The sequence below is a fragment of the Mesorhizobium metallidurans STM 2683 genome, from assembly GCF_000350085.1.
In the GTDB taxonomy this organism is placed as follows: domain Bacteria; phylum Pseudomonadota; class Alphaproteobacteria; order Rhizobiales; family Rhizobiaceae; genus Mesorhizobium; species Mesorhizobium metallidurans.
This window is the reverse complement of record NZ_CAUM01000101.1, coordinates 1-26,177: the sequence shown is the minus strand read 5'-3', so window position 1 is coordinate 26,177 and position 26,177 is coordinate 1. Positions and strand designations below refer to the sequence as shown.

The 26,177-nt window shown below is 62.1% G+C and carries 30 protein-coding genes; 15 read left to right on the top strand and 15 right to left on the bottom strand.

Features of this window, described 5'->3' with window-relative positions; genetic code table 11:
* Positions 1–213 precede the first annotated feature (213 nt).
* The 4 genes from panB (at position 214) to MESS2_RS16770 (ending at position 4,723) form a co-directional block, all read left to right on the top strand.
* On the top strand, positions 214–1,068 hold the full coding sequence (panB, locus tag MESS2_RS16785) for a 3-methyl-2-oxobutanoate hydroxymethyltransferase (protein ID WP_008875584.1): 855 nt from the start codon (positions 214–216) through the stop codon (positions 1,066–1,068).
* Positions 1,065–1,916 carry a pantoate--beta-alanine ligase gene (panC, locus tag MESS2_RS16780; RefSeq protein WP_008875583.1) on the top strand — a complete coding sequence of 284 codons (852 nt, stop codon included), beginning with the start codon at positions 1,065–1,067 and terminating at the stop codon, positions 1,914–1,916. Before panB ends, panC begins: the two co-directional genes overlap by 4 nt.
* Before the next feature lie 199 nt (positions 1,917–2,115).
* Positions 2,116–3,276, top strand: coding sequence for a helix-turn-helix transcriptional regulator (locus MESS2_RS16775; RefSeq protein ID WP_008875582.1), 1,161 nt, complete (start codon positions 2,116–2,118; stop codon positions 3,274–3,276).
* A 232-nt stretch (positions 3,277–3,508) separates the two neighbouring features.
* Positions 3,509–4,723, top strand: coding sequence for a hypothetical protein (locus tag MESS2_RS16770; RefSeq protein ID WP_008875581.1), 1,215 nt, complete (start codon positions 3,509–3,511; stop codon positions 4,721–4,723).
* A 135-nt stretch (positions 4,724–4,858) separates the two neighbouring features.
* Here the strand turns inward: MESS2_RS16770 and MESS2_RS16765 are convergent, their stop codons facing one another.
* Positions 4,859–5,329, bottom strand: coding sequence for a GNAT family N-acetyltransferase (locus MESS2_RS16765; RefSeq protein WP_008875580.1), 471 nt, complete (start codon positions 5,327–5,329; stop codon positions 4,859–4,861).
* A 4-nt stretch (positions 5,330–5,333) separates the two neighbouring features.
* Positions 5,334–6,833 (bottom strand): Asp-tRNA(Asn)/Glu-tRNA(Gln) amidotransferase subunit GatB, encoded by a 1,500-nt coding sequence (gene gatB, locus MESS2_RS16760; RefSeq protein ID WP_008875579.1) that lies wholly within the window; start codon positions 6,831–6,833, stop codon positions 5,334–5,336.
* A gap of 282 nt (positions 6,834–7,115) precedes the next feature.
* Between gatB and MESS2_RS16755 the strand changes: the two genes are divergently transcribed.
* Positions 7,116–7,373, top strand: coding sequence for a YjhX family toxin (locus MESS2_RS16755; protein WP_008875578.1), 258 nt, complete (start codon positions 7,116–7,118; stop codon positions 7,371–7,373).
* Positions 7,374–7,421: 48 nt separating this feature from the next.
* Here MESS2_RS16755 and MESS2_RS16750 read toward each other — a convergent pair whose 3' ends face one another.
* Positions 7,422–7,853, bottom strand: a complete 432-nt coding sequence (locus MESS2_RS16750; protein WP_008875577.1) for a CBS domain-containing protein — start codon at positions 7,851–7,853, stop codon at positions 7,422–7,424.
* A gap of 103 nt (positions 7,854–7,956) precedes the next feature.
* Positions 7,957–8,703: a rhomboid family intramembrane serine protease gene (locus MESS2_RS16745; protein ID WP_008875576.1), complete on the bottom strand. Its 747-nt coding sequence runs from the start codon at positions 8,701–8,703 to the stop codon at positions 7,957–7,959.
* Positions 8,704–9,101: 398 nt separating this feature from the next.
* On the opposite strand from MESS2_RS16745, the gene MESS2_RS16740 reads away from it, so the two are divergent.
* The 3 genes from MESS2_RS16740 (at position 9,102) to MESS2_RS16730 (ending at position 11,391) form a co-directional block, all read left to right on the top strand.
* Positions 9,102–9,740 (top strand): PAS domain-containing protein, encoded by a 639-nt coding sequence (locus MESS2_RS16740; RefSeq protein ID WP_008875574.1) that lies wholly within the window; start codon positions 9,102–9,104, stop codon positions 9,738–9,740.
* A 114-nt stretch (positions 9,741–9,854) separates the two neighbouring features.
* A complete protein-coding gene (locus tag MESS2_RS16735; protein WP_008875573.1) occupies positions 9,855–10,472 on the top strand; it encodes a PilZ domain-containing protein in 618 nt (205 codons plus the stop codon).
* Between the two features lie 310 nt (positions 10,473–10,782).
* Complete coding sequence (locus MESS2_RS16730; RefSeq protein ID WP_008875572.1) at positions 10,783–11,391, top strand: transglutaminase-like cysteine peptidase; 609 nt, start codon at positions 10,783–10,785, stop codon at positions 11,389–11,391.
* Between the two features lie 211 nt (positions 11,392–11,602).
* Here MESS2_RS16730 and MESS2_RS16725 read toward each other — a convergent pair whose 3' ends face one another.
* Positions 11,603–12,130, bottom strand: a complete 528-nt coding sequence (locus tag MESS2_RS16725) for a gamma carbonic anhydrase family protein (protein WP_008875571.1) — start codon at positions 12,128–12,130, stop codon at positions 11,603–11,605.
* A 106-nt stretch (positions 12,131–12,236) separates the two neighbouring features.
* A complete protein-coding gene (locus tag MESS2_RS16720) occupies positions 12,237–12,638 on the bottom strand; it encodes a DUF6949 family protein (RefSeq protein ID WP_425277756.1) in 402 nt (133 codons plus the stop codon).
* A gap of 87 nt (positions 12,639–12,725) precedes the next feature.
* On the opposite strand from MESS2_RS16720, the gene MESS2_RS16715 reads away from it, so the two are divergent.
* Positions 12,726–13,454, top strand: coding sequence for a hypothetical protein (locus MESS2_RS16715; protein ID WP_040593345.1), 729 nt, complete (start codon positions 12,726–12,728; stop codon positions 13,452–13,454).
* Between the two features lie 84 nt (positions 13,455–13,538).
* Here MESS2_RS16715 and MESS2_RS16710 read toward each other — a convergent pair whose 3' ends face one another.
* Complete coding sequence (locus MESS2_RS16710) at positions 13,539–13,742, bottom strand: DUF3126 family protein (protein WP_008875567.1); 204 nt, start codon at positions 13,740–13,742, stop codon at positions 13,539–13,541.
* A 224-nt stretch (positions 13,743–13,966) separates the two neighbouring features.
* The gene (gene cysE, locus MESS2_RS16705; protein WP_008875565.1) at positions 13,967–14,815 is read right to left on the bottom strand and encodes a serine O-acetyltransferase; all 849 of its coding nucleotides are present in this window, start codon (positions 14,813–14,815) and stop codon (positions 13,967–13,969) included.
* Positions 14,816–15,063: 248 nt separating this feature from the next.
* On the opposite strand from cysE, the gene MESS2_RS16700 reads away from it, so the two are divergent.
* Entirely contained in the window at positions 15,064–15,678 is a 615-nt protein-coding gene (locus MESS2_RS16700; RefSeq protein ID WP_008875563.1) for an HD domain-containing protein, read from the top strand.
* Here MESS2_RS16700 and MESS2_RS16695 read toward each other — a convergent pair.
* The 4 genes from MESS2_RS16695 to MESS2_RS16680 form a co-directional block, all read right to left on the bottom strand.
* Positions 15,675–16,175, bottom strand: a complete 501-nt coding sequence (locus tag MESS2_RS16695; protein ID WP_008875562.1) for a GNAT family N-acetyltransferase — start codon at positions 16,173–16,175, stop codon at positions 15,675–15,677. The genes MESS2_RS16700 and MESS2_RS16695 overlap by 4 nt on opposite strands.
* A gap of 78 nt (positions 16,176–16,253) precedes the next feature.
* On the bottom strand, positions 16,254–17,021 hold the full coding sequence (locus MESS2_RS16690; RefSeq protein ID WP_008875561.1) for an alpha/beta fold hydrolase: 768 nt from the start codon (positions 17,019–17,021) through the stop codon (positions 16,254–16,256).
* A gap of 120 nt (positions 17,022–17,141) precedes the next feature.
* Positions 17,142–17,705 (bottom strand): DUF192 domain-containing protein, encoded by a 564-nt coding sequence (locus tag MESS2_RS16685; RefSeq protein WP_008875560.1) that lies wholly within the window; start codon positions 17,703–17,705, stop codon positions 17,142–17,144.
* Between the two features lie 25 nt (positions 17,706–17,730).
* Positions 17,731–18,327 carry a cold-shock protein gene (locus MESS2_RS16680; RefSeq protein WP_008875559.1) on the bottom strand — a complete coding sequence of 199 codons (597 nt, stop codon included), beginning with the start codon at positions 18,325–18,327 and terminating at the stop codon, positions 17,731–17,733.
* Positions 18,328–18,522: 195 nt separating this feature from the next.
* On the opposite strand from MESS2_RS16680, the gene gloA reads away from it, so the two are divergent.
* Both gloA and MESS2_RS16670 read left to right on the top strand, forming a co-directional pair.
* On the top strand, positions 18,523–18,963 hold the full coding sequence (gene gloA / locus MESS2_RS16675) for a lactoylglutathione lyase (RefSeq protein WP_008875558.1): 441 nt from the start codon (positions 18,523–18,525) through the stop codon (positions 18,961–18,963).
* A 128-nt stretch (positions 18,964–19,091) separates the two neighbouring features.
* Complete coding sequence (locus tag MESS2_RS16670; RefSeq protein ID WP_008875557.1) at positions 19,092–19,385, top strand: DUF2218 domain-containing protein; 294 nt, start codon at positions 19,092–19,094, stop codon at positions 19,383–19,385.
* A gap of 11 nt (positions 19,386–19,396) precedes the next feature.
* Here the strand turns inward: MESS2_RS16670 and MESS2_RS16665 are convergent, their stop codons facing one another.
* Positions 19,397–19,957: a DUF1697 domain-containing protein gene (locus MESS2_RS16665; protein WP_008875556.1), complete on the bottom strand. Its 561-nt coding sequence runs from the start codon at positions 19,955–19,957 to the stop codon at positions 19,397–19,399.
* 12 nt (positions 19,958–19,969) lie between these two features.
* Positions 19,970–21,226, bottom strand: coding sequence for a threonine ammonia-lyase IlvA (gene ilvA / locus MESS2_RS16660; protein WP_008875555.1), 1,257 nt, complete (start codon positions 21,224–21,226; stop codon positions 19,970–19,972).
* A gap of 352 nt (positions 21,227–21,578) precedes the next feature.
* On the opposite strand from ilvA, the gene MESS2_RS16655 reads away from it, so the two are divergent.
* The 3 genes from MESS2_RS16655 to MESS2_RS16645 all read left to right on the top strand — a co-directional run bounded on the left by MESS2_RS16655 (position 21,579) and on the right by MESS2_RS16645 (position 24,281).
* Positions 21,579–22,610, top strand: a complete 1,032-nt coding sequence (locus tag MESS2_RS16655) for an alpha/beta hydrolase (protein ID WP_008875554.1) — start codon at positions 21,579–21,581, stop codon at positions 22,608–22,610.
* A gap of 125 nt (positions 22,611–22,735) precedes the next feature.
* On the top strand, positions 22,736–23,893 hold the full coding sequence (locus tag MESS2_RS16650; protein WP_008875553.1) for an alpha/beta hydrolase: 1,158 nt from the start codon (positions 22,736–22,738) through the stop codon (positions 23,891–23,893).
* Positions 23,894–23,909: 16 nt separating this feature from the next.
* Positions 23,910–24,281, top strand: a complete 372-nt coding sequence (locus tag MESS2_RS16645; protein WP_008875552.1) for a bleomycin resistance family protein — start codon at positions 23,910–23,912, stop codon at positions 24,279–24,281.
* Between the two features lie 18 nt (positions 24,282–24,299).
* On the opposite strand, the gene ade is transcribed toward MESS2_RS16645, so the two are convergent.
* Positions 24,300–26,111 (bottom strand): adenine deaminase, encoded by a 1,812-nt coding sequence (gene ade / locus MESS2_RS16640; protein WP_008875551.1) that lies wholly within the window; start codon positions 26,109–26,111, stop codon positions 24,300–24,302.
* Between the last annotated feature and the right edge of the window lie 66 nt (positions 26,112–26,177).

Below are 26,177 nucleotides of genomic sequence, written 5' to 3'. Positions count from 1 at the left end.
CCTAAATTTTAGATGAAATTTTGTCGCGTGGATTCGCCGCAGAAGCCGAAGATTCGCGACCAACCAGGCAATTCGCTGCGCATCTCATCGAGAACGCCGCTTACGGCGCTTTCGCGCCGGCCGGACGATGCTTGCCAAGCTTGTTTCGCCTCCCTAAAGCTCTGCGCGCGCCCGTGCGGGCACATGGTTGACTGGTCTTGAGGGAGATGAAGCTTGGCCCCAGACGCATCCGACGCGGATCAGCGGATCAGCGCCGGTTCCATTCGCCAGCGCAAGGGCGGCGTACCGATCGTCTGCCTCACCGCCTACACCTATCCGGTCGCGCGCCTGCTCGACGACCATGTCGACCTGCTTCTGGTCGGCGACAGCGTCGCCATGGTCCTGCATGGCCACAAGACCACGCTCGGCGCCTCGCTGGAGATGATGATCGCCCATGGTCAGGCGGTGATGCGGGGCTCGGCCAAGGCCTGCGTGGTGGTCGACATGCCGGCCGGAAGCTATGAGGCAACGCCGCGTCAAGCCGTTGCCTCGGCGCGGCGGATCGTCAAGGAGACCGGCTGCCAGGCCGTCAAGCTGGAGGGCGGCGTCGCTGTTGCCCGGCAGATCGCAGCGATCGTTGCGGCCGGCATTCCGGTGATGGGTCATATCGGCTTGCTGCCGCAATCGGTGGAAAGCGACGGCGGCTACAAGATCAAGGGCCGCAGCGAGGACAACGTGGCAGCGCTTTTTCGCGATGCGGACGCGGTCGAAAAGGCCGGCGCGTTCTCGGTGGTCATCGAAGGCACTGTCGAGACTGTCGCCGCCGACCTCACCCGGCACATCTCCATCCCTACCATCGGTATCGGCGCCAGCAGCGACTGTGACGGCCAGATCCTGGTCATCGACGACATGGTGGGCTTGACCGTCGACCGCGTGCCGAAATTCGTCAAGCAATATGCCGATCTGCGCAGCGTCATCTCTGGTGCCGCCGCCAGCTATGCGGCGGAGGTGCGAAACCGAACGTTTCCCGGTCCGGGCCATGTCTTTCCCGCCGCTACCGACAAGAACGATACGTTGGACAAAGCATGAGCCGGCCCCTCGTCGTCGACAGCGTGACCACCCTTCGCGCGCAAATCCGCGACTGGCGTCGCGACGGCCTCAGCATTGCGATGGTGCCGACCATGGGGGCGCTGCATGACGGCCACATCTCGCTGGTCGAGATCGCCCTCGAAAAGGCCGATCGCTGCGTGGTTTCGATCTTCATCAATCCGACGCAGTTCGCGCCGAGCGAAGACCTCGACAAATATCCGCGCCAGCTCGCCCGCGATCTCGAGCGGCTACGGCAAGCCGGCGCGCAGCTCGCCTTCACGCCCGATGTGAAGCAGATGTATCCAGCCGGTTTCACCACGAAAATCTCGGTCGGCGGACCTGCCGCCGGGCTGGAGTCGGATTTCCGGCCGACCTTCTTCGACGGCGTCGCGACTGTCGTGGCAAAGCTCTTCCTGCAGGCGTCGCCCGACTGCGCGATCTTCGGCGAAAAGGACTACCAGCAGCTTTGCGTGGTCCGGCAGCTCTGCCGCGACCTCGACCTGCCGGTGGAAATCGTCGGCGCGCCGACGGTGCGCGATGCGCATGGCCTCGCCATGTCGTCGCGCAACGCCTATCTCGGCGACGCCGAGCTCGAAGTGGCGCGCCAGCTCAACGCCATATTGCGTAGGGCGGCGGCGGCGCTTGCGGCCGGCGCGAATGAAGACAGCGCAATTGCCGAGGCCAGCCGCGCGCTGGTCAAGGCCGGGTTCGACAAGGTCGACTATGTCGCGGCGCGTGAGGGCCTGACGCTTGCCCCGTGGCGGCTCGGCCGCGACGGCCGGCTGCTCGCCGCGGCCTGGCTTGGCAAGACCAGGCTGATCGACAATGTGGAAGTTCCCTCCGCCTGATCCGGCGAGCTTCAACCAGCCTTTGTTCCGGCTTGTATCGCGGCAAGGCACGGACTGCCTTGCATAGTGACGCTTTGACCGCGCAGCCCAAGTGATGCAACCAGAGCACAACCGGGAGCTGCTGTGAGACATGTCACAGACAGGACGGAGCCAACGAGGTTGTGTGTGACCTTACGCAAGGTCATCGTGGAAGTTAACTTTGTCTTCGCTGGCGAACAGGACCGATCGCGCGCTGCCGCAGATCGTCGAGGCGATTTACGATTCGATTGCCGATGTCGACCGCTGGCAGTCGACACTCGATGCTGTTTGCCGGCTGGTGGACGGACAGCTTGCCATGCTCGCCGTCCTCGACACGATCAGCAGCTCTGCCCGGTTTTCGGTATCTTGTGGCGACCCCGCCATCCTGGAGCCGTTGAAGCACGATTATGGCTCGGAAGTGCCGTTCTATGCCGCCGTTCCCAGGATGGAGATCGACGTCCCCTTCACTGTCGATTCTATCTATGCGCTGCAAGGTTCGGGGGCGCGAGAGAAGTGGCTGGAAAGCCGCATCGTGCGTGAATGGGTCCAGCCCAACCGGCTCGACGACTTCTTCTGGGTGGCGCTGATGAAGCAGCCGGCCCGCATCGGCACGCTGATGGTGGTCACCGACAAGGACAGGCGCCAGATATCGAGCGAGGATATCGACCTGGTTTGCCTGCTTGCACCGCATGTGCGGCGCGCGGTGACCATAGGTGATCTGTTCGAAGCCGAGCGGCGCAAGGCCGAGATTTTTCGCTCGATCGTCGAAAGCCTCGACCATCCGGTACTGATCGTCGCCGACGACATGAACATCATCTTCGCCAATCCGGCGGCCCAAGCGCTGCTGGCCGAAAACACTTCGGTATGCTGCGTGCGGGGTCAGCTCTCCTTCACCTATGTGCACGCCAATGCCGCGATCAGCCGCGCCGTCCAGATCGGCAGGCGCGACGAATTCGCTCTCGGGCCTGCCGGCATCAGCATCCCCCTGGCCGAGGCGAACGTTCCGGCGGTGGCCCATGTCATGCCGCTGGCACGGCGCGAAATTTCGGCGCGCCTGTCGCGGCGCGCCGCCGCCGCCATCTTCATCGCTGCCGCAGGATCCGCGCCGGTCCCGGCGCTAGAAGCGATTGCGGCGCTGTTCGGACTGACCGCGGCGGAAAAGCGCGTCGCCGGTCATGTCGCCGCCGGGCTGACGCGCAAGGAAATCGCCACAGCCGGCGGCGTCTCGGACGGCACCGTCAAGTCGCAACTGGCGACGATCTTCGACAAGACCGGCACCGGCGATCAGCGCGGGCTCGAACTCCTGATGCGCGAATTGTCGCCGCCGCTGCGCTTGAACTGATTTTGCGCCTGACAGGTCGCAGGTTTTCGAGGCCTCGTGGGCCTCATTTCCAGAATCCGGGCTACCAAGCCGGCTTGGTATCCTGACAGGATTGGAGCGGCCAATCGGCCGAAGGCTCGACGCCGCTCCTGACTTTTGCGCGATTTGTCCCCCGTGCGGGCGATGAAACGCTGTCAGCGAAGTGCTTCTTCTTCAATCGGAAGGTCGGTTCCAACGATTGAGCGAGGATATCATGTTGAAAACCTGCACGACCCTGTTGTTCTGCCTGATCGCGGCCGTTGCGGCCGCCCAGCCGCCGCCTCCGGGGCCACCGGTCCCGAGTCCGACGCTTGTTCGATGCAACGCCGCGCAATCCAATGCGCCTTGCAAAGCCGAGCTCGGCGTCTTCCTGATCACCAACACCGTCCGCAACCTGGCGCAGGCGAAGGTCGACGCCACCAACGCACAGCTCAGTGCTCAGGGACGTTCGTCACGTGCATCGATCGAATCGCTGCAACAATGGCGGCCATCGCGGTTTGCGACGGAGATGCCGAACCAGCCGAACAGCTGGTTTGTCAAAGTTCCGTATATCCTGACCATCAAGGTCTCGATCCCTGTGACGTCCGACCGTCATATTGGCATTCCCATCGACGTCAACGTCTTCTGTAACAACTGGCAGACAGATTCCAGCCAAGTCATTATCCGCTCACAACCAGGCCCGGCGAGCTTCGAAGGCGGAAACATCCTCGAAGACGTGTTCAATGTCGGCAATTACATCGATGCACAGGTGCGCAGCTCGTTTTCAGCGCCCCTGCCTGTAACAACGCCGGTACCGAATTCGAAATGCTCGGCCATCGATGGCTCCGACGCCGGCACGCAAGCCACGGGCGACGATCTCATCTTCTGGACCGTGCCGCGGCGCAACCTGTTGACGGACGCTGTCGCCAGGCCGACAATCGAAGTGACGTTCGACAGCCTCACGCGGCTGACCGCCCGCGGTTCCCACAACAGCATGCTTTACGCGGATTCGGAGAGCATCCATCTCAATGTCTACGCCAACCACGACGGCCGTCAGAAGGCGCTGACGATGCGCGAAGGCGACGTGGCGGCGCTGAACCTTCCTGCAGTCAGGCTCGATGCGCGAAAATACGATCTGCTCGCCGTCATCGGCAATGTCGACCAGCCGCCGAACAATCCCAGGGACAGCGCTTTCGCGGTATCGGCCAGGACGGCCGGCTTTGGCGCCGGTCCGCAAATCATGCGGATTCCGAAGTGGTATTCACGGCCTCCAGACAAGTTCAATCCCAAGCCGACATGGATCAGCGTTCCGGCTTACGAGCTGCGCTACACCGTGCGCTATCTCAACATCGGCGAATTGGCCGTCGATGATGGAACAAGTTCGGTCCAGCCACCAAAAGTAGCCGTTCCGATAAAAAAGCTCGACATCATAAGGCCGAAGAAGCCCTGAAAAACGGCTATATACCCGCGAGCATAGCCGCGGCGGCGGCTATGTCCGCATCAAGAAGGATGCGCCGGCGAGATACCGCGACAATGCCGGCGCCAGGCAAACCGCAGGTGTCGGCCACATCGTCCGGGGCGGCACCTATCCGATCGCCTTCTCGAAAATCAGCGTCCCACCGCCACAGTCGGCGATATTGCCGGCGGGCAGAAACCCTTTCGAGCGATAGAAGGCGATGGCCGGCGCATTTGCCTCTTCCACCTCGACACGCAGCGTTCGCGCCTCCGGGAAACAAGCCTCGACCTCCTCCAGCAGCGCCTGGCCGAACCCTTGCCTCTGGCAGTCCGGATGCACATAGAGCTGGTTCAGCAGGATGATCTTCTGGTCGGTGGTGGCTGCCGCGAAGGCCATGCCGCCGATGCGCTTGCCATCGTCGGCCACCAGGAACTCGGAGTTCGGCCGCGTCAACCGCGCCCTGAGAGAGGCGATCGAATGCCCCGTGATCGCGGTGACCTTGGGGACGCCGTAGATGGCGTCGTAGGTGGCGTGCCATGTCTCGACCAATAGCGCCTTAACCGCAACAAGATCACGCTCGCTGGCGGTGCGGACGAACATGGCCCTAGTCAATGCCGAGCTTGGCCTTGACCAGGTCGTTGACCGCCTGCGGATTGGCCTTGCCGCCCGTCGCCTTCATCACCTGGCCAACGAACCAGCCGGCCATGGTCGGCTTGGCGCGTGCCTGCTCGACCTTGTCCGGGTTGGCGGCGATCACCTCGTCGACCGCCTTCTCGATGGCGCCGGTATCGGTGACCTGCTTCATGCCGCGGCTCTCGACGAGCTGGCGCGGGTCGCCGCCCTCGTTCCAGACGATCTCGAACAGATCCTTGGCGATCTTGCCGGAAATGGTGCCTTCTTTGATCAGGTCGATGACAGCACCGAGCTGGTCGGGCGAAACCGGTGCGTTTTCAATGTCTTTTCCGGCCTTGTTCAGAGCGCCCAGAAAATCGTTGATGACCCAGTTGGCGGCAAGCTTGCCGTCGCGTCCTGTCGCGACCTTCTCGAAATAGTCGGCGATCGCCTTTTCCGACACCAGGATCGAGGCGTCATAGGTCGAAAGCCCCAGCGAGGCGATCAGCCGTGCCTTCTTGTCGTCCGGGAGCTCCGGCAGGTCCTTCGCCAGCGCGTCGACATAGGCCTGGTCGAACTCCAGCGGCAAAAGATCCGGATCGGGGAAATAGCGGTAGTCATGCGCCTCTTCCTTGCTGCGCATGGAGCGCGTCTCGCCCCTGTTGGGGTCGAACAGCCGCGTTTCCTGGTCGATCTTGCCGCCATCCTCGAGAATGGCGATCTGCCGGCGCGCTTCAAAGTCGATGGCCTGGCCGATGAAGCGGATCGAGTTGACGTTCTTGATCTCGCAACGCGTGCCGAATTCGCCGCCGGGCTTGCGCACCGACACGTTGACGTCGGCGCGCAGCGAACCTTCGTCCATGTTGCCATCGCAAGTGCCGAGATAGCGCACGATGGTGCGCAGCTTGGTGACATAGGCCTTGGCCTCGTCGGCGGAGCGCATGTCGGGCTTGGAGACGATCTCCATCAGCGCCACGCCCGAGCGGTTGAGATCGACATAGGACATGGTCGGATGCTGGTCGTGCATCGACTTGCCGGCATCCTGTTCCAGATGCAGCCGCTCAATGCCGACCTCGATGTCCTCGAACTCACCCTGCCTGTCGGGGCCGACCGAAACGGTCACCTTGCCCTCGCCGACGATCGGCTGCTTGAACTGCGATATCTGATAGCCCTGCGGCAGATCGGGATAGAAATAATTCTTCCGGTCGAAGACCGACTTGTGGTTGATCTCGGCCTTGAGCCCCAGCCCGGTGCGGATCGCCTGCTTGACGCATTCCTCGTTGATCACCGGCAGCATGCCCGGCATCGCCGCATCGACCAGGCTGACATTGGCGTTGGGCGCCGCACCGAACGTCGTCGAGGCGCCGGAAAACAGCTTTGCCTCCGAGGTCACCTGCGCGTGCACTTCGAGGCCGATGATGATTTCCCAATCGCCGGTGGCGCCAGAAATCAGGCGCTTGGCGTCGGGCGTGCGGGTGTCGATGAGGGTCATATTGGCCTGCGTTCGTAGCTCGCGAGAATTGCGATTTTCGCAAATTTGAGTGTTGGCCTTCGCTAGTGCAAACCGTTCCGCGAGACAAGCGCAAAGCCACAGGCTGGCGTTTTCCGCCGCTTTCGCCTATATGCGGCTCGTCCCAATGGAGAGTGGATGTCCACTTACGCTCAGTCCCGGTAAGGCCCTGACCTCCTGACGAGGCAGGGCAGAAAACCTGAAACCCCGTGCCGCGAACTCTCGCGGCGGCGGCATTTTCTGTTTTCCCGGGAATTCCATCACATGGACATATCGCGCACTGAACAGCGCATCCTGCACCTGCTTGCGCAGGGCGGGCGCATCGAAATCGAAAAGAACGAGAAGAAACGGATCGCCTCCGTCAAATGCCTGACCCGCGATGGCTGGCGTTATCCGGGCGTCGACCTTGGTCTGTTTCGAAAACTGAAGCGGAAGAGAGCGGTTTCCTCGGCGGGCGGCGGGCCTTACCGCATCACCCGGCGCGGACTCCAACTCGTCCGCGCCGAACTCGACAACAGGTAGAAGGCAAATCCGCCGGCCGGCATCGGTCGGCGGGTTTCTCCCGCCGCTCTATGCCGTGGCGATATAGGCCCGGATCTCCTCGGCCTCGCGCTCGACATCCTCGATGCGCCGTTTCACCACGTCGCCGATGGAGACGATGCCGTCGAGCAGGCCGTCCTTTTCCACCGGCAGATGGCGGAAACGGCCCTTGGTCATGATCTCCATGACCTCGTTGACGGTGTGGTTCTCATTGCAGATCTTCACCTTGGGCGTCATCGCCGAACGCACCGCGATATCGAGTGCGGCGGCACCTTCCTTGGCGAGGACCCGCACGACGTCGCGCTCGGAAAGAATGCCGACGATCTTGTGATCGCCATTGGTGATGACCAGCGCGCCGATCCTGTGTTCGGTCAGGATGCGAATGGCCTCGCTCAGCTTTTCGTTCGGCCCGCACGTCAACACGTTATGGCCTTTTTTCTCGAGAATTGCCTTAACAGTCATGGCGTCCTCCTCAGCTTTACTTGCCGGCTCCTGCCCTGACCGGCTTTCACATAAGAGTGAACATGGTGCGCCGCGATCGGTTGCATTTCAAGTGTGCGCGGTCTCAGACCGTGAATTCCTCCGCCTGCTGACGCCGATCAAAAAACCGCAGGCCGAAGAAGCCGGCGACAAAGCCGCCAATATGCGCTTCCCAGGCGATCTGGCCGTCGACCCCCGGTGCGCCGAGGAGGCCGGTGGCGAGGTTGATCACCATCCACACCGCGAGAAAGGTCACAACGCCGCGCGAGCGCAACACCTCGGCCATCGGCAACGGCGCGCCTGCAAAGGCGGCCTTGCCGGACGAACGGTCGATGCGGAAGCCAAAGCGTGCGGCGGCCCCCATCATGCCCGATATCGCGCCCGACGCGCCGACCAGCGGCGCCTGGCCGAGCGGATACACGGCCCAGAACAGCACCACCGCCGCCAGTCCGGTCGCGGCGAAGAACAGGCTGAAACGAAGCGCGCCGAAGCGGTTCGCCAGTGGCGAGCCGAAAGCCGCCAACCACACCATATTGATGGCGAGATGGGCAAGACCGCCATGCAGGAAGGCATAGGTGAACGGGCTCGAAAATGCATAGAAATCAAGGTCGAAGCGGCCGGAATAGCGGATCGGAATGAAGGCCGCACGGATCAGCAGGGACAGGTCCTGCTGGTCCGTCAGCACATAGACCCGGATCAGGTGAACGGCGACGCAAATACCGATCACCGCCAGCACGACAGGCGGCATATTGAACACCGGCTCACGGCGCTGCTCCTCCGGCTCGCGCGGTTCGCCCTGTTCGATGTCCGACTGCCTTACTGGTTCACTCATTTGCACTTGGTCCCAGGATTCGACTTGGCGAGCATCTAGGCCACGGCCGGCAAAATCACAAATGGCGAATCGTCCCTGCGAATCAAAGCGGGGCGCGAATCAAAAAGAAGCCGTCCAAGGTTTCCCTTGAACGGCTGGTCGAGTCCCCGACCCCCAAACTCTTGACTGAAGTTGCTGCCGATCGTCACGAAACGACCGCTTCTGGAGTGGTTTTGGTGTGTCACGGGCCCCTGTCGGACGCAACGTAAACCACTTGTTAACCTTAACGGCCCCGACCCGTGAACAAGTGTTAACGACGCTGGCACGCATCCTGCTCCGCAACGCATGTAGGTCATCGGAGGGCGCCCTTCTGTTCACCGATGGGACATCAGACGACAGAATGCGCGGAGCAGCATAGCATGAACCAGAACGGATCGATCACGCTGTTCCATTATTGGAACCGGCTGCGTGACGGACGCCCTGCCCCGAAACGCTCGGAAGTCGAACCGGCCGACATCAAGTCACTGCTGGCCGACACGTTCATCCTGGAAAAGGACACGCGCGGCGAAGCGGTGTTCCGGCTCGCCGGCACCAGGCTTTGCGCGGTCTATGGCCGCGAACTGAAAGGGTTCTCCTTTCCCTCGCTATGGCGCGAGAAGGACCAGCGGCTCGTCGCAAGGCTGATCGATGGCGTCTTCGATCAGAAATCCGCGGTGCTCGTCACCTATGAGGGGTTCAGCCGCAACGGCCGCTCCAACAAGTTCGAATTGCTCGCCCTGCCGCTCGATGGCGGCGTCGAAAATCCGCGCTGCCTCGGCGTCATCAGCGCTGCGGAGAAGCCGTTCTGGCTGGGCGCGGACCCGATTGCCGACGCCTTGATCGATTCGATCCGCGTCGTCGATCCGGATAAGGAGCCGGTGTTCCTGAACAACAGGCCGGCTATCGACGTGCCTTCGCTCGCTCCCCTGGAATTCGATCCGCCAGAGACGATTTCGGCGCTCGGTCAGGCGCGCCGCATCCGTCATCTCGTCGTATTCGACGGCGGGCGCGAGGAATAGCGCCAAATCATAAAGTAACGGCGGCAGGCTTTCCCCTTTATTAACTTGCTTTGCTGTAGTTTTCCGTGAAATTCCCGCATCACGCGCGGAATGCCAAACGGGGTGCAGGCAGTCATGAGGTCAGCGGCGGTCGAATCCGCGCCGTCCCAAGCCGAAAGGCGCAACTTTCAGCGCGTCCGCGTGAAAATCTATGGACGCTTCATGCTGGAGGATCGCACCGAATATCCGTGCCAGGTGGTTGACATGTCGCCGGGCAATGTATCGTTGCGCTGCGAGCGCATCGGCTTGCCGGGTGAGAAAGTCATCGCCTATATCGACCATATCGGCCGCATCGAAGGCGTCATCACCCGCACCCTGCAGGATGGTTTCGCGATGACCGTCATCGCGTCGGAGCGCAAGAGGGATAAGCTCGCCGCGCAATTGACCTGGCTTGCCAACAAGCACGAACTTGACCTGCCGGAAGACCGCCGTCATGAACGCGTGGCGCCGCGCAACCCGACAAGCGTGCTTCAGCTTACAGACGGACGCCAGTACCAGTGCCGCATCATCGACCTGTCGCTTTCCGGTGCGGCGATCGAGATCGACGTCAAGCCGGCGATCGGCGTCCAGGTGATGCTGGGCACGATGCGCGGCCAGGTGGTGCGGCATTTCGAGGACGGCGTCGCCATCGAGTTCGCGGTCATCCAGCGGCCGGAAACACTCGATTCCGAATTCAACGCCCCCGGCGTCTGACGGACGGCAACACTTGCACAAACCGAACCGGCCCCATTTCGGCCGGTTTTTTGTTGGCCCACGCCAGCCGACGCGGCCCGCTTGCCCGCGCTTTGTCCTCCAGTTCGCCCTTGGGACTTTCCCAAAGCCGGTCCGATTGGGTCGAGGGGAGCGAGAATACGAGCCAGCCAGAAATGCCTCAATAATCCTATACTCAAATGATTCAAATTTTATGTTTATTATATGGGCGTTTTACTTAATATCTACTTCGCGCTTTTGCGCCGAATAAATCCACCTGTGTCATTGTCTCCTCAAACGGGGAGACTGAACAATGAAAAAGACGAGGGGCAAGCTGTTGCTCTTGGCAATGGCGATGCAGCTTTCCGCATGGGGAACGGCAGCGGCAGCGGAACCTGCCTTCATGCATACCGGCGGCCGCACCACACAGCCGATCGGCCATTACGAATTCTGCCAGAAGCTGCCGCGGGAATGCAGCCAGAGGACGCCGAAGCAGGCGCCGGTCGAATTGACCCGCAAGCTGTGGGCGAGGATCGTGAGCATCAACAATTCGGTCAACACCAGGATCGAGCCGCGCACCGACATGGAACAGTGGGGCAAGGAAGAGGTCTGGTCCTATTCCGACAGCGGGTTCGGCGATTGCGAGGACTATGCGCTGGAGAAGCGCCGCGAGTTGATGGCTATCGGCGTTCCGGCCGGCGACCTGTTGGTGACGGTCGCGCGCCAGCCGAATGGCGACGGCCACGCGGTGCTGACCGTGCGCACCAGCCTCGGCGAATTCATTCTCGACAATCTGAAGTCCGAGGTGTTGCCCTGGACGGCCACCAACTATACCTACCTCAAGCGCCAATCGAGCCAGAATTCGGGCGTTTGGGTAACGATCAACGGCGGCCGCTCCGACGCGGTCGCCAGCGTCCGCTGAAGGACGCCAATGCGTGTCGCCCAAAAGTGCGCAGCGGTTTTGGGACAACGACATGCATAAAACAGAGGTCAAGTGCGTCGCATTCATGCGACGCGCTTAAGGAGAAAACCCGGTCGAGTCCCCACCCTCCCCGTCCCCAACGACCGGGTTTTAGGAGCCGGCCCCGTCCCCGGGCCGGCTCCGCTGATTATGGAACGGCATCGGATCTGGCCTACGCCTTCTTCAACCCCGCCTTGAAGCGCTTGGCGTTGGCGACGTAGTGCGCGGCCGAGCCGCGCAGCCTGGCGACCGCGGCATCGTCCAGTTCCCGCACCACGCGCGCGGGCGAGCCGATGATCAGCGAATTGTCGGGGAATTCCTTGCCTTCGGTGACCAGCGCGCCGGCGCCGACCAGCGAATTCCTGCCGATCTTGGCGCCGTTCAGCACGATGGCGCCCATGCCGATCAGGCTGTTGTCGCCGATCGTGCAGCCATGCAGCAGCGCGCGGTGGCCGATCGTGCAGCCTTGCCCGATGGTCAGGGGGAAGCCGGGATCGGTGTGCATGACCGTGTGTTCCTGGACATTGGTGTTGGCGCCGATGACGACCGGCTCGTTGTCGCCGCGAATGACGACGCCGAACCAGAAACCCGCATTGCGGCCGACCCTGATATCGCCGATCAGCGTGGCGTCGGGCGCGACCCAGTTGCTGTCCGCGTCCTCGAAACCGGGCGCCTTTCCGTCGATCGCATAGAGCGGCATTTCTCGCCTCCGAATCGTCTCACACTAAGCCTTAAACATGTCGTTATCGCAAAACCGCTGCACACACTCGGGTCAAGCCCAAGGGCATGCTTTTGCGCGACATGCACTAAAGGTTCGCAGAGACTAGAAGCGTGCCGGCCCGGGATGCAATGTCGATCAGCGCGATACCCAAAGCCAACGCCCAGATCGTCGCGGTGCAGCCGCAGGAGATAAGCGCCAATGTCGAAATATGGCCTTCCCGCCAGGCGTCCAGGGCGTCGTTGGCAAACATCAGGGGGCCGGCGCATGCCGTCGCGACCAGTGAGCGCAGCATATGCTTCGGCGACACATAGGGTTCGGCAAAGGCAAGCCGGCGGCCCGATATCAGCTCCATTGCCGATCCGACCAGGCCGCACGCCGTCAGCCCAAACATAAAAGCGAAGAGTGTATGTTCGACCGGACCCATCTTTACCATCCATTTACCATGAAATCGCACAGTCGCGTTCGAGAGGTGCGCTGCAAGAGCCATGCCGCGCCTGATGTGCCGCCCTAGGACACCCAAAGGGGGACACCCGAAGGGATACTTTGGGACAGATGGCCGATGTCGGGGATCGCGATGAAGCAAGTAGCCGCCGAGGGACCGCAACTCACTGTTGTCGATTCCACGCTGATGAAGCGGGTGCTCTACGCGTTCGCGACGCTGGCATTGATTTCGGTGGCAATCAGCCTTGGCGGCAAATGGTTTGGCCGCTTGATCGCCATGGCCGGTTATACGGACGACACCACAATCCATGAGGTCGTCATCGGCAACAATGTCATCGCCGTACCCGCCAATTTCATCCGCTTCGACCAGGCCCGGCGCGACGGCATCGCCTCGCGCCTCGACCTCTATCTGCGCTATCCCGAAATGGACGGCTACAGCACGGCCGCGCGCGACGATTTCAATCACACCGGGGCCCGCAGAAAAATCATCTTCCTGTCGTTCGAGCAGCAGATGATGTCGCGCGACATGAGCGGCCGTTTCGCACCGATCTACAGCGGATTGATCGCGCAGCCCGGCACGCCTGGCCCGGGCGGCACCACGCTCTACGGTTTCACCGAGAAATCAGGTTATCTCAACGAGGTGCTGGCGGTCGCCAACCGCCCTGGCAAGGATCCGTTCGTGGCGCGTTGCCTGAGCGGACCGAGTGCGGCGGAATCGCTGGCGCCTTGCCAACGCGACATCCAGGTCGGCGACAGTCTCAGCCTCAGCTACCGCTTTCCCAGGGAATTCCTGGGCGACTGGCAGGCGCTCGATACGGCCATCGCCGCCGAGGCCGCGCGCATCCTGAAGACCGGGCATTAGCGCGTTGTATTTATTACAAATTTCTAGCGTAAAGAACTGGCCGGCCTGCATCGACGCAGGTTCGACCAGCCACAAACTCCTGGCTCAGGCCAGATCGATGTCGAGGATCGCCATCGAGAAATTATAGTCGCCGTCGTCCTCGTCCTTGAAGACGATGCCGAGGAATTCGTCGCCGACATAGACCTCGGCCGAATCGTCCTTGCGCGGCCGCGCCTTCACCTCGATTTTGGGATTCTGGAAGACGCGCTTGAAATAGGCGTCCAGCTTTCTGATTTCGTCCGGCTTCAAAAATCTTCTCCGATCGTCGGGCTTATTCGTTTGAAAGCGCTTCTGGCACGTCGACAATGGCGATGTAAAGGCAAGCCGGCGAGAGAACCAGAGCAATCGCGTCAGGCGGATGAGGGGCGGCGCCGAGATCGATAATTGATCTGAAGCGATTGCCCTGGCGAGAGAACCAGAGCACCCGGCGCGCACGGCCGGAATTCAGCGGTACGCCTCCGAGCGCTTTGACGTCAGATGTCGAAGCTGACGACATGCTCCATCGTCTGCGACGGCAAAAGCTGGTCCATCTGCCGCGAAGGCTGGTCGCAGCCTGTCTCGCCGACGACGCGGGCCGGCACGCCGGCAACCGTCTTGTTGTGCGGCACGGGCGACAGCACCACCGAGCCCGCCGCGACTTTCGAGCAATGGCCGATTTCGATGTTGCCGAGGATCTTGGCGCCGGCGCCGATCAGCACGCCGCGGCGGATCTTGGGATGACGATCGCCGCCGGCCTTGCCGGTGCCGCCCAGCGTCACCCCGTGCAGGATCGACACGTCGTCCTCGATGACAGCGGTTTCGCCGACGACAAAGCCGGTGGCGTGGTCGAGGAAGATGCCCTTGCCGATGCGGGCAGCCGGATTGATGTCGGTCTGGAAGACCGAGGACGACCGGCTCTGCAGATAGAGCGCGAAATCCTTGCGGCCCTGGATCCACAGCCAATGCGCCAGACGGTGGGTCTGGATGGCGTGAAAGCCTTTGAAATAGAGCACCGGCATGATGAAGCGGTCGCAGGCCGGATCGCGATCGTAATAGGCCTGGATGTCGACGCGCACGGTCGTCGACCAGTCCTTGTCGTCAGCCAGCATCGCCTTGAATGTCTGGCGGATGAGATCGGAACCGATGTCCTGATGGTCGAGGCGCTCGGCCAGCCGATGGATGACCGCTTCTTCCAGGCTTTCCTGGTTGAGGATGGTCGAATAGAGGAACGCCGCCAGCAGCGGATCGCGGTTGACCGCTTCCATCGCTTCGTCGCGGATCGAGCGCCAGATCGGGTCGATTGGCTGCACCATGGTGGGGCGGGCAATGGTGATGCTGTTCATCTGACGTCTCCGGACTGCCGGCTTGCCTATTCTCCGGCCGCACTTAATGCGCATCTCGATTAATGCGCATCTCGATTAAAAAGATTCAAGCGATGCGCATTAAGTCGCTGTTTTTCAGCATGTCGTTGTCCCAAAACCGCTGCGCACTTTTGGGCGACATGCTCTATAAGCCAGATCATAGCACGGGTGAACTCAATTTTCCTTAGTGCTTTGTCAAATGGATTTGGTTCACGGAAAATCAAGCGGCCATGGAAAACGAACCCTTGATTGACGAACCGCTGAAACGCGAGCTTGCCGCGCTCTATCGGGCAAAGGACCGCCACTATCACAACCTCGCCCATATCGAGGCAATGCTGGCGCTGGCAGGCGAGTATCGGGCGTTGCTGAGCGACCCTGAAGCCGTCGAAGCGGCGATCTGGTTCCACGACGCCATCTATGACAGCCGGGCCAAGGACAACGAGGCCAGGAGTGCCGCGCTCGCCGGGAGAAAACTCGCCGGCCGAACGGGTGCGGAGCGTCTGGAGCGCATCGCGGCGATGATATCAGCCACCGCCACGCATGAGTTGCCCAGCCTTCAAAGCCCTGGCAGTGGGGATTTTATCCGCGACGCAGCACTTTTCCTCGACATGGACCTGGCGATCCTGGGTGCGGCGCCGGATGCCTTCGACGCCTATGAGCAAGCGGTGCGCCGGGAGTATGGCTGGGTCGATGAGCCGATGTGGCGCGCCGGCCGCGGTGCGGTCCTGAAGACTTTCCTTGCCCGCCCGCATATTTTCCACACGCAGGAATTCCGGCAGAGGTTCGAACCGCAGGCCAGGCAAAATATGGCGCGCTCGCTCAAGGCGCTCGGGCTGGCCTCCTAATCCGGAAAAGTCTCCATGTGTTGCGCATAGGCCTTGAACCCGGCGCGCCTGTAAACCGATTGCGCGACCGGATGGTCGTGGGTGTCGGTGTGAAGCCATATCTTTTCCGGGCGCATCGACCAGGCGGCACGAAGCGACCAATCCAGCAGATACGGCCCGAGCTTGCGGCCCTGGAAGGCGGGGACCAGTCCGAAATGGGCCAGCTCGACGACCGGCTGGCCAATGCCGGTGAATTCGCACAGGCCGGCGCTCTCGCCGTCAACGCGCAAGACATGGAGATGCGTCGACGGCCTGGCGAGAAGGCGCTTGAGCTCCTCGGATGGCAGGCGCAACCGCTGATCCCATTGCACAGCCTCGCCAACCGCACGGTAAAGGCTTATGTAATCGGCTACATCAAGCATTTCGCGGGCAACGGCAGTGCCCTGTGCAGGGGCAACAAGACCGTCACCGAAGGGCGGCCCGGTCATCTCCATGTAAGTGACGAGAAGATCGACCATGGCAAGTTGAATGTCTCAGGCTTAGGGATTCTGCGGCTTGCGGCACTTCGATCGGCACCGCTTCATGTAGCCACTCGCTCAGAGTGGGTTTTCGGCATAGAACTCCAGCACCCGCTGCTTGAAGCTCTTGTCCCCGACCGCCAGCATGTGGTCGCGACCCTCGATATGGAAGGCCCTGGCATTCGGCATCAAGGCGGCCAGTTCGTCCGGCGAGCCGGCGATGTCGTCCCTGGTCCCCACGCCAATCAGGGTCGGCTGGGCAATGCGCGCGACATCGTCCTCGCTCATCGATGCCCGGGAACCGACAATGCAGACGGCGAGCGCCCGGCGGTCGCTTCGGGTCTGGTCGGCGAAGGCGCGAAACGAGCGGCCGCGCGCATGGCTGATCCTGCTCGTATCCTCGGCCAGCAGCGCATCGGCGATCGGATCCCAGTCGCCGACGCCATCGACCAGCCCGATGCCAAGGCCGCCCAAGACCAGTGTCGCCACCCTTTCCGGGTCGGAAAGCGCCAGGAATGCCGACACCCGCGCTCCCATCGAATAGCCCATCACATGGGCGCGTTCGATACCGAGATGGTCAAGCAGGGCAGCAGCGTCCGACGCCATCCGGTCCGGCGTATAGTCGGCCTCTTCGTAGCTCTTCGACGAAGAGCCATGGCCGCGATTGTCGAAGGCGATGGCGCGGTAGCCTGCATCGTTCAGCGTCTTGAACCAGCCGGGCGACACCCAGTTGACGTAGTGGCTCGAAGCGAAGCCGTGGATCATCAGCACCGGATCGCCTCTGCCCGACGCCGGCTGGCGATCGAGGAAGGCAAGATCGAACCCGTCATGGGAGAAAAACTGCATCGGCGAAAGGTCTCTTTTCACGCATGTCGTTTTTCATGCATGTCGTTACCCCAAAAACGCTGCGCATCCTCGGGGTCAAGCCCCGAGGGCAGGCTTTTTGGGCGACATGCATCGGTTGTATCAGTTGCCGCCGACGTTCGGCGCGTCGCCCTTGTCCGCCGGCCGCATTCCGGACCCGGGAGCGGTGCCGATTGCCGGATGGCGCAACAGGTCGCCGTATTCGATGCCCTCCCTGGCCGCGGTGCCCGCCTTGAGCTCGAGCACGAAGCGCACCGGCAGGCCGGACGAGACGATCGCCTCGGATTCCGGCTCGCCTCGCTTGATCGAGCGGATCTTGCCGTCCTGGCCGACAAAGATCAGGTCGAGCGGCAGCGGCGTATTCCTCATCCAGAAATTCACCTCCCTGGGCGCCTCGAACACGAACAGCATGCCGTGATCGTCTGCCATCTGTTCGCGAAACATCAGGCCGGCCTCGCGCTCGGCGGAGGTGTCGGCGACCTCGATGGAGAAGGAGCGTTCGCCGCCCTTCGTCACCGCGATCAGCGGCTGCGGATCGACGGGAAGTATCATTGCCCGGCCGTCCGCCGAAGTCGGCTGCTGCGAATAGAAAAAAACGCCGGTGGCGACGATGACGGCGATCGCGGCACAGAGCGCACTCGCCGTCAACCAGTTCCTGTGAGCCATTCAAAGTCCTCGGCCGGAAATCGTCCTAATGCGAGACCGGCAAGGTCCCCATATCCGGGTGAATTTCGGCAGCCATAAGGCCTTTGTCGCCACGTCCGAAGCGAACCAGCACGACCTGACCGGGCCTGAGCTCGGTGATGCCGTAGCGACGCAGCGTCTCCATATGGACGAAAATATCCTCGGTGCCCTCGCCCCGGGTCAGGAAGCCAAACCCTTTGGTTCGGTTGAACCATTTCACCAGCGCCCGTTCGAGACCGCTTTCCGGCGTGACCGAGACATGTGTGCGCTGATCCTGCATTTCCGCCGGATGGATCGCGGTGCTGACATCCATGGAGAGCACACGGAACGCCTGCAAGCCGCGCTCGCCATGCTTGACGAGGCAGACAACGCGCGCGCCTTCCAGTGCCGTCTGGAAGCCGTCCTTGCGAAGACAGGTCACGTGAAGGAGGATATCGCCTGAAGAGCCGTCATCCGGGAGAATGAAACCGTAGCCCTTGGCCACGTCGAACCATTTGATGGCGCCCGCAACTTCGACGAGGTCTGCCGCGTCGCCCCTCTCGTCCTGATTCAAGGCGTCGCTACCAGTCCCGTCCCGCCCCATGAAAGAGGCCTTTTCCCCCATAAGAACGCCCCCTTTTGCCAAGAACACCACAACTGATTCTTGACATGAGATTAACACCGCGCCTTCCCGGGTGTGCAAGACCTGACGTGCCTTTTTTCACGGTTCAATACCGGAATACCCGATTTGTTGCAGCGATTGCCCTTTGGCCGGGCGGCCCCTATGTTCCGCCGCAACCCAACAATTCGAGGAAATCACATGCGCTACCTCCACACTATGGTCCGCGTCGCCGACATCGATGCCTCACTCGATTTTTACTGCAACAAGCTCGGCCTCAAGGAAGTGCGCCGCCATGAAAACGAACAGGGGCGCTACACGCTGATCTTCCTCGCCGCGTCCGAAGACGAGCAAAGCGGCATTGCCGAAAAGGCGCCCCTGATCGAACTGACCTACAATTGGGATCCGGAAGATTACAAGGGCGGCCGCAATTTCGGCCACCTCGCCTATGAGGTCGACGACATCTACGCCACCTGCCAGCGGCTGATGGACAAGGGCGTCACCATCAACCGGCCGCCGCGCGACGGCAACATGGCCTTCGTCAGGTCGCCGGACGGCATCTCGATCGAGCTGCTGCAGAAAGGCCTGGCCAAGGACAAGGCCGAGCCCTGGGCCTCGATGGCGAACACCGGAGCCTGGTAGGCGATCACCTCATCGGGAGCGGCTATGGCGTTTGCCGGAACGATGCCTATCTGTCCGGCGTGGCGCCGGCTTCCCAAGGCTGGCGTCATATCGTGTAACGGGCGCGCCGCGCCCCAGGAGAATCCATCATGCCGACCAGCCATGTCGATGTCGCCACCGAACATGCCAGCCGCTACCTGCAGCAGCTCTGCAAGCATTGGGCGCACAAATTTCCCGTCGAGTTCGACCCGAACCACGGCGCCATCGAGCTCACGCTCGGCCGCACGGTTCTGGATGCCAATACAACCGCCCTGCATATCGCGGTGACATCAGATGAAGCCGGTTCGCTCGAGCGTCTGGAAACAGTCGTCGCCGACCATATCAAACGCTTCGCTTTCCGCGAGGAACTGACCTTCGACTGGAACCGCGCTCAGGCTGCTTAAGTGGCCTGAGTTCAGCCAGCGCCGGCCTGGCCGGCCATTTCCAGCAGCGTCAGGACCGTGCGCCAGTTGCGGGCGGTGCCGGGCACTTTGAGGGTGCGCGGGATGAGATTGGCGAAAACCGATTTGCCGAGCCCGTCCGGCGCGTGCAGGTAAAGCACGTCGCCCTTGATCTCGAAGTTTTCGGGACCGGTGCATTTTTCGGCGAGCCGTGCGATCTCGTCGGCGGTCGGTGCTCGCTCGAGCACATAGGCGTGCAGCTTCGTCGGCTCTCCCACGACATCAGGGTAGGGATTTTCCTTCACCAGCCGCTCGAACCAGTCGAGGTCGCGCACCATGATGCGCGAGTGGAACCCCCACTTCTTCTCGAAGGCGGCTTCCAGCTGTTTGGTCAGGCTGGCGGCGTCGCCCTTGCGCGACCGGAAAACCGCGTTGCCGCTCTGCACATAGGTAGCGACGTCGGCAAAGCCGAGTTCTCCAAAGAACGACCTGAGTTCCGCCATTTTGACGATGCGGTTGCCGCCGACATTGATGCCGGAAAACAGCGCGACAAAGACCTTTCCCCGATCACTCACTTTATTGCCCGCTCATATGATGAATCCCGCCAGCGTCTCGTTGTCGGTAATGTCCTGATATTGGACGCCCTCGGCGTCGAAATTCGCCTTGAGCAGATCGAAATTGCGGCGGTCCTTGGTCTCGATGCCGATCAGCACCGAGCCGAAATTGCGCGCCGATTTCTTCAGATATTCGAAGCGGGCGATGTCGTCGTCGGGCCCGAGCATTTCGAGGAAGTCGCGCAATGCGCCTGGTCGTTGCGGAAAACGGATGATGAAGTATTTCTTCAACCCTTCGAAGCGCAGCGCCCTTTCCTTCACGTCCGGCAGCCGCTCGAAATCGAAATTGCCGCCCGAAACCACCGCCACGATGGTCTTGCCCCTGATTTCCTTCCTGGAAAAATCCTTCAGCGCGTCGATCGCCAATGCGCCGGCCGGCTCAAGCACCACGCCCTCGACGTTGAGCATCTCGATCATGGTCGCGCAGAGCCGGTTTTCCGGGATGAGCCGTACCGCCTCGGCAGGAAAATCCTTGAGATGCCGCAGCGGCTCGCGGCCGATCTCGGCCACGGCAGCGCCGTCGACGAAATTGTCGACCCTGGCGAGCCTGACACGCTTTCCGGTGGCGAGGCTTTCGTTCAGGCTTGGCGCGCCAGCCGGTTCGCAGAAGACGAAGCGCGTGTCGCGGCGCCGGTCAGCGAAATAATGCGTCACGCCCGCGGCCAGACCGCCGCCGCCGACCGGCAGCATGATGATGTCAGGCATCCGCGCCCCAGGCATCTGGTCTGATATTTCGTAGGCGACGGTCGCCTGTCCCTCGATGATGTCCCTGTGGTCGAAGGGCGGCACCATGTGTGCGCCGGCACTTTCGGTGAATTCCAGGGCGGCGCGGTAGCAGTCGTCGAAGAAATCGCCGACCAGCCTGATCTCGACGAATTCGCCGCCGAACAGCCGCGTCTTGTCGATCTTTTGCTGCGGCGTCGTCACCGGCATGAAGACAACGCCTCGTCTGCTGAAATGGCGGCAGACGAAGGCAAAGCCCTGCGCATGGTTGCCGGCTGAAGCGCAGACGAACAGCTCGGCATCGTTGCCGGCAGCGAGCGTCTTGCGGAAGAAATTGAAGGCGCCCCTGATCTTGTAGGAGCGAACCGGCGACAGGTCTTCGCGTTTCAACAGTATGCGCGCGCCGGTCTTCTTCGACAGATAGTCGTTTTCCTGCAGCGGCGTCTCCGGGAAAATCTGCCGGATCGCGGCAGCGGCGGCAGCGACGCGAGAAGAAAAACTGTTCATGGCAGGATCATCCGGGATCGCCTTGCGCGCGTTTCATCTCCGCCTATTGCATATCCGGCCTTGCAAAGCCATTGTCCGGCCCATCATGCGTGCCGCCAAGGGAATTCCCAATATCCTTGCAGGCACTTGGAGGCGTTTGTTCATGCTGTCGGCCTTCCTGCCGCCATTCTGGCTTTCGCGCCACACTGCGATGGCTGTCGCCAGACGCCGATCAGATTTCCGCTGGACACGACTTACTTCCGCCGCACTTCGCCTGTCGGGGAGATGTCGCGGAGGTGGATGGCCCTCGGGCCGGAATTGGAATTTTTACGTGCATTTGAAGACGATTTGCATTTTTGTGCTTGCCTTGCTGATGGCGGGCTGCGGTGGCCGGCAAACCGAGGAGCTGCTCGGCAGCGCCATCGTGTCCTCGCCGGTGACCGAAATCGCCGGCAACCACTCGATCTTCATCGCCACGACGCGCAAGCGCTCCGACGACCCCAACACGGTTTTCGACGGTGAGCGCTCGGCCACGCTGAACTACGCCCGCGTCAACGTCACCGTGCCGGGTATCCACCAGACCGGGCAGATCGAACGGCGTTCACGCGGCAAGTCGAACGACCCGGCGAAGTATTTCATGGCCTCGGAGGTCGTCGGCTACGATACCCAGCCGCAGTTCTCCAGCGCGCTCAACACCGATATCGCCGCGCGCGGCGGCCGCGTCATGGTCTTCGTCCACGGCTACAACACCGGCTTCGACAGCGCCGTCTACCGCCTCACCCAGATCGTCCAAGATTCCGGCTACCCCGGCACGCCGGTGCTGTTTTCCTGGGCTTCGGGCGCCAAGACCACCGACTACGTCTACGACAAGGAGAGCGCCAGTGCCGCCCGCGACCAGTTGGAGGTGACGCTGAGGACGCTGGCCCAGACCGGGGCGCGGCGTATCGACATCGTCGCCCATTCGCTGGGAACCTGGGTGACCATGGAGGCGCTGCGCCAGCTCGCCATCACCGGCGACCGCGATCTCGGCGGCAAGCTCGGCGACGTGGTGCTGGCCTCGCCCGATATCGATGTCGACGTGTTCAAGAGCCAGATGCGCCGCTACGGCAAGCCCGACAAGCCTTTCATCCTGTTGCTGTCCGACGACGACCGGGCGCTCAGGCTCTCCGGCCTGATCGCCGGCTCGCGGCCGCGCGTCGGCGACTACAAGGACGCCGCCGACCTTGCCTCCTACGGCGTGACCGTCGTCGATCTTTCCAGCGTCAAGGGATCGGACAGGTTCAACCACACCAAGTTCGCCGACAATCCTGCCCTGGTGAAGATGATCGGTCAGCGCTTGCGCGAGGATGACGGATTTGCCAGCGACCGGGAAGTGACCGACCGCATCAACCTGCTCACGCAGTAAGGCCTTCGTCGTGCTTGTTCACGATTGCGGCACCATCGGATCACTTTCAACTGGACCGGGCCGGCTGCTGGCTTTATCGAAACAGTTCAAAACATCGTGAACCCCCTGCGGGAGCCAACGCGACCGTGCGTTCGAAGATTTTCATCGTCGTTGCGTTGGCGCTCGCTGTCACCGGCTGCGCCGGCCGGAATACACACGACCTTCTCAACAAGACGACAGTCGCGGCGCCGGCCTCAGACATCGCGGCCACACATGAGATTTTCGTCGCCACCACCCGCCAGAAAGCGACCAAAGACCCGCGACAGGTGTTTGACGGCGATCGCTCGCTGACCACCAGCTATGCCAGCGTCGATGTGACTGTTCCCAAGACCCATCAGGTGGGCGCCATCGAGCGAGCCAAGGGATCCGCGGAGAGCAATCCGGCGAAGGATTTCACCGCCACCCGCGTCACCTATTACGAGGGCGCTCCGCAATTCGCCAAGGCGGTCGGCGCCAACATCACCATGCGCGGCGACCGCGCGCTGGTTTTCGTGCATGGTTTCAACAACGGTTTCGACGACGGCATCTATAGGCTGACGCAGATTGTGCATGATACGAAATATCCTGGAACGCCGGTGCTGTTCTCCTGGGCGTCGAGCGGCAAGACCACCGGCTATATCTATGACAAGGAAAGCGCCAACGCCGCGCGCGACGATCTTGAGGCGACGCTGCGAATGTTGGCCAAAACGCGGGTCAAGAGCATCGACATCATCGCCCATTCGATGGGAACCTGGGTGACGATGGAGGCGCTGCGCCAGCTTGCCATCACCGGCGACCGCGATCTCGGCGGCAAGATCGGCTATGTCATCCTGGCCTCGCCGGACATCGATGTCGACGTGTTCAAGAAGCAGATGATCCGCTACGGCAAGCCCGACAGGCCGTTCGCCATCCTGCTTTCCGCCGACGATCGGGCTCTGAAGCTTTCGTCGCTGATCTCGGGCGACAAGCCGCGCGTCGGTGACTATGGCGATGCGGCCGACCTCGCCAGCTATGGCGTGTCTGTGGTCGACCTCAGCCAGACCAAGGGCGGCGACCGGTTGAACCATGCCAAATTCGCCGACAATCCGATCCTGGTGCAGTTGCTCGGCAACCGCCTGCGCACCCCGGCCGGCCTGGCATCGGAAGAACCTGACCCGGCACAGCTCAACAATATCGGCCAAGGCCTCGGCAAGGCCGTCGGTTCCGTCGCCGAGGTCGTCATCACCACGCCTTTCAGGGTGTTGACCATCGCCACGGGGGGCTGAACAAGGGAGCCACGCCATGGCCCTTCAGCATACGAGTTTTGTACTGGCGGTGCCGGACGCAGGTGCCACGGCAAAGTGGTGGGTGGACGTCATGGGCTTTGCCAGGGTCCTCGAACCCGAAGGCTGGGTCTTCGTTCAGCGCGACGAATGCCTGATCCGCCTGGGCAGTTGCCCGGACGCGATCCCTCCCCGCGACCTCGGCGACCACCAATATTTCGGCTATGTCGAAGTCGACGCGATCGATCTGTTCCACCGGGACATCAGCGAGCGCGGCGCCGACATCCTCTTCCCGCCGACGACGCAGCCATGGGACATGCGCGAGATGGGGGTGCGGACACCGGACGGCCATCGCGTGATGTTTGCGCAGAACGTCTCGCGCCCCGGCTGACCTTCGAGGGCACTGATTTCAGACGAACAGGTCGACTTTCTGGAAGGTCGTCACGTCGATCAGGCCGACATCGGAAATCCTCAATTCCGGAATGACGACCAGCGCCAACAGCGAATGCTGCATGTAGGCGTTGTTGAGGGAGCAGCCCATCTTGCGCATCGCCTCGGTGAGTTTCTCCGCCTTGGCCGCGACGATTTCCGCGCGTTCGTCCGACATCAGCCCGGCGATCGGCATTTCGACCAGCGCCAGCTCCTTACCGCTGGAGAACAGCACCACGCCGCCGCCGACCTCACCCAGTCGATTGACCGCCAGCGCCATGTCCTGCTTGTTGGTGCCGACGACGATGATGTGGTGCGCATCATGCGCCACACTGGAGGCCATCGCGCAATCGCCCATATAGCCGAAGCCGGAGACGAACGCGTTGGTGACGCCGCCTGTGCCCCTGTGGCGCTCGACCAGCGCAATCTGGCAGACATCGTTGCGGCGATCCATGGCGACCAGCCCGTCCTCCACCGGCAGATCGGCCTCCAGCGCCCGCGTCGGCGCCTGGTTCTCGATGACGCCGATGACGCGCACCCGCACCTCGTTGGCACCCTTGGGGGCGGCGATGTCGAAATCGTCTGCCTTGAGCTTCTTGCCGAGTTTGACTGTGTTCTTGGCCGTTCTGGGATAGTCATAGGCCGGAATGTCGATTTCCAGCTTGCCGCCCTTGGCCAGCCTGACGCCGCGAGCATAGACCTCGTCGATGGTCATTGCCGCCAGATCTGAGACGATCAGGAGGTCGGCGAGCCGTCCCGGCGCGATCGAACCGATCTCGCGCTCCAGCCTGAAATGCTGGGCGGTGTTGAGCGTCGCCATCTGGATCGCCGTCACCGGCTTCAAGCCTTGTTGAATGGCATGGCGGACCACCCGGTCCATATGGCCTTCGTGGACAAGCGTGCCGGAATGGCTGTCGTCGGTGCAGAGGATGAAATTGCGTGGATCGATGCCACCTTCCGTCACCGCCTTGATCTGCGAGGCAACATCATACCAGGCCGAGCCCAGCCGCAGCATCGCCTTCATGCCCTGGCGGACCCGGGCAATGGCGTCCTCGGCGCGCGTGCCTTCATGATCGTCCTCAGGCCCGCCGGCGACATAGCCGTGGAACGGCAGGCCGAGATCGCGCGAGGCGTAATGTCCGCCGACTGTCTTGCCCGCCCTCACCGTCGCGGCGATCTCTCCGGACATGACCGGATCATTGGCGGCGACGCCAGGGAAATTCATCACTTCGCCGAGTCCGATAATGTTCTCCCAGGTCATAGCCTCGACGACATCAGCGACCGTCAATTCGGCACCGGCATGTTCCAGCCCCGGCGCCGAAGGCACGCAGGACGGCATCTGCACATGCACGTTGACGGGCATGGCGACCGCCTCGTCATGCATCAGCCGCACACCCGGCAAGCCAAGCACATTGGCGATCTCATGCGGATCGATGAACAGCGAGGTGGTGCCATGCGGGATGACGGCGCGGCAGAACTCCGTGACCGTCACCATGCCGCTCTCGACATGCATATGCGCGTCGCAAAGGCCCGGCACCAGATAGCGCCCGCCGGCATCAACCACTTTCGTGCCCTGGCCGATGGCATGACCGGCATTCGGCCCGCAATAGGCGAAGCGGCCGCCGGCGATGGCAATGTCGGTGCCCGCAATGATCTCGCCGGAATGGACATTCACCCAACGCCCGTTGCGGATGACGAGGTCGGCGGGCGTGCGCCCCATCGCGACATCGACCAGATGCGTCGCCATCTCGGGCCAGGGCCGGGGTTTGGTCGCGGACGGCTTCTTTGCCATGAAAGACTCCTGTTTGCTCGACTGTGCCAAGTCGGCGCGGTTTTGACCAGTTGGCAATGCTCTCCG

Excerpts from the sequence above, each read along its gene's own strand:
- panC (WP_008875583.1), top strand. The coding sequence starts at position 1,065 with ATGAGCCGGCCCCTCGTCGTCGACAGCGTGACCACCCTTCGCGCGCAA.
- MESS2_RS16770 (WP_008875581.1), top strand. The coding sequence starts at position 3,509 with ATGTTGAAAACCTGCACGACCCTGTTGTTCTGCCTGATCGCGGCCGTT.
- MESS2_RS16765 (WP_008875580.1), bottom strand. The coding sequence starts at position 5,329 with ATGTTCGTCCGCACCGCCAGCGAGCGTGATCTTGTTGCGGTTAAGGCG.
- gatB (WP_008875579.1), bottom strand. The coding sequence starts at position 6,833 with ATGACCCTCATCGACACCCGCACGCCCGACGCCAAGCGCCTGATTTCT.
- MESS2_RS16755 (WP_008875578.1), top strand. The coding sequence starts at position 7,116 with ATGGACATATCGCGCACTGAACAGCGCATCCTGCACCTGCTTGCGCAG.
- MESS2_RS16750 (WP_008875577.1), bottom strand. The coding sequence starts at position 7,853 with ATGACTGTTAAGGCAATTCTCGAGAAAAAAGGCCATAACGTGTTGACG.
- MESS2_RS16745 (WP_008875576.1), bottom strand. The coding sequence starts at position 8,703 with ATGAGTGAACCAGTAAGGCAGTCGGACATCGAACAGGGCGAACCGCGC.
- MESS2_RS16740 (WP_008875574.1), top strand. The coding sequence starts at position 9,102 with ATGAACCAGAACGGATCGATCACGCTGTTCCATTATTGGAACCGGCTG.
- MESS2_RS16735 (WP_008875573.1), top strand. The coding sequence starts at position 9,855 with ATGAGGTCAGCGGCGGTCGAATCCGCGCCGTCCCAAGCCGAAAGGCGC.
- MESS2_RS16730 (WP_008875572.1), top strand. The coding sequence starts at position 10,783 with ATGAAAAAGACGAGGGGCAAGCTGTTGCTCTTGGCAATGGCGATGCAG.
- MESS2_RS16725 (WP_008875571.1), bottom strand. The coding sequence starts at position 12,130 with ATGCCGCTCTATGCGATCGACGGAAAGGCGCCCGGTTTCGAGGACGCG.
- MESS2_RS16720 (WP_425277756.1), bottom strand. The coding sequence starts at position 12,638 with ATGGCTCTTGCAGCGCACCTCTCGAACGCGACTGTGCGATTTCATGGT.
- MESS2_RS16715 (WP_040593345.1), top strand. The coding sequence starts at position 12,726 with ATGAAGCAAGTAGCCGCCGAGGGACCGCAACTCACTGTTGTCGATTCC.
- cysE (WP_008875565.1), bottom strand. The coding sequence starts at position 14,815 with ATGAACAGCATCACCATTGCCCGCCCCACCATGGTGCAGCCAATCGAC.
- MESS2_RS16700 (WP_008875563.1), top strand. The coding sequence starts at position 15,064 with ATGGAAAACGAACCCTTGATTGACGAACCGCTGAAACGCGAGCTTGCC.
- MESS2_RS16695 (WP_008875562.1), bottom strand. The coding sequence starts at position 16,175 with ATGGTCGATCTTCTCGTCACTTACATGGAGATGACCGGGCCGCCCTTC.
- MESS2_RS16690 (WP_008875561.1), bottom strand. The coding sequence starts at position 17,021 with ATGCAGTTTTTCTCCCATGACGGGTTCGATCTTGCCTTCCTCGATCGC.
- MESS2_RS16685 (WP_008875560.1), bottom strand. The coding sequence starts at position 17,705 with ATGGCTCACAGGAACTGGTTGACGGCGAGTGCGCTCTGTGCCGCGATC.
- MESS2_RS16680 (WP_008875559.1), bottom strand. The coding sequence starts at position 18,327 with ATGGGGGAAAAGGCCTCTTTCATGGGGCGGGACGGGACTGGTAGCGAC.
- gloA (WP_008875558.1), top strand. The coding sequence starts at position 18,523 with ATGCGCTACCTCCACACTATGGTCCGCGTCGCCGACATCGATGCCTCA.
- MESS2_RS16670 (WP_008875557.1), top strand. The coding sequence starts at position 19,092 with ATGCCGACCAGCCATGTCGATGTCGCCACCGAACATGCCAGCCGCTAC.
- ilvA (WP_008875555.1), bottom strand. The coding sequence starts at position 21,226 with ATGAACAGTTTTTCTTCTCGCGTCGCTGCCGCCGCTGCCGCGATCCGG.
- MESS2_RS16655 (WP_008875554.1), top strand. The coding sequence starts at position 21,579 with ATGGCGGGCTGCGGTGGCCGGCAAACCGAGGAGCTGCTCGGCAGCGCC.
- MESS2_RS16645 (WP_008875552.1), top strand. The coding sequence starts at position 23,910 with ATGGCCCTTCAGCATACGAGTTTTGTACTGGCGGTGCCGGACGCAGGT.
- ade (WP_008875551.1), bottom strand. The coding sequence starts at position 26,111 with ATGGCAAAGAAGCCGTCCGCGACCAAACCCCGGCCCTGGCCCGAGATG.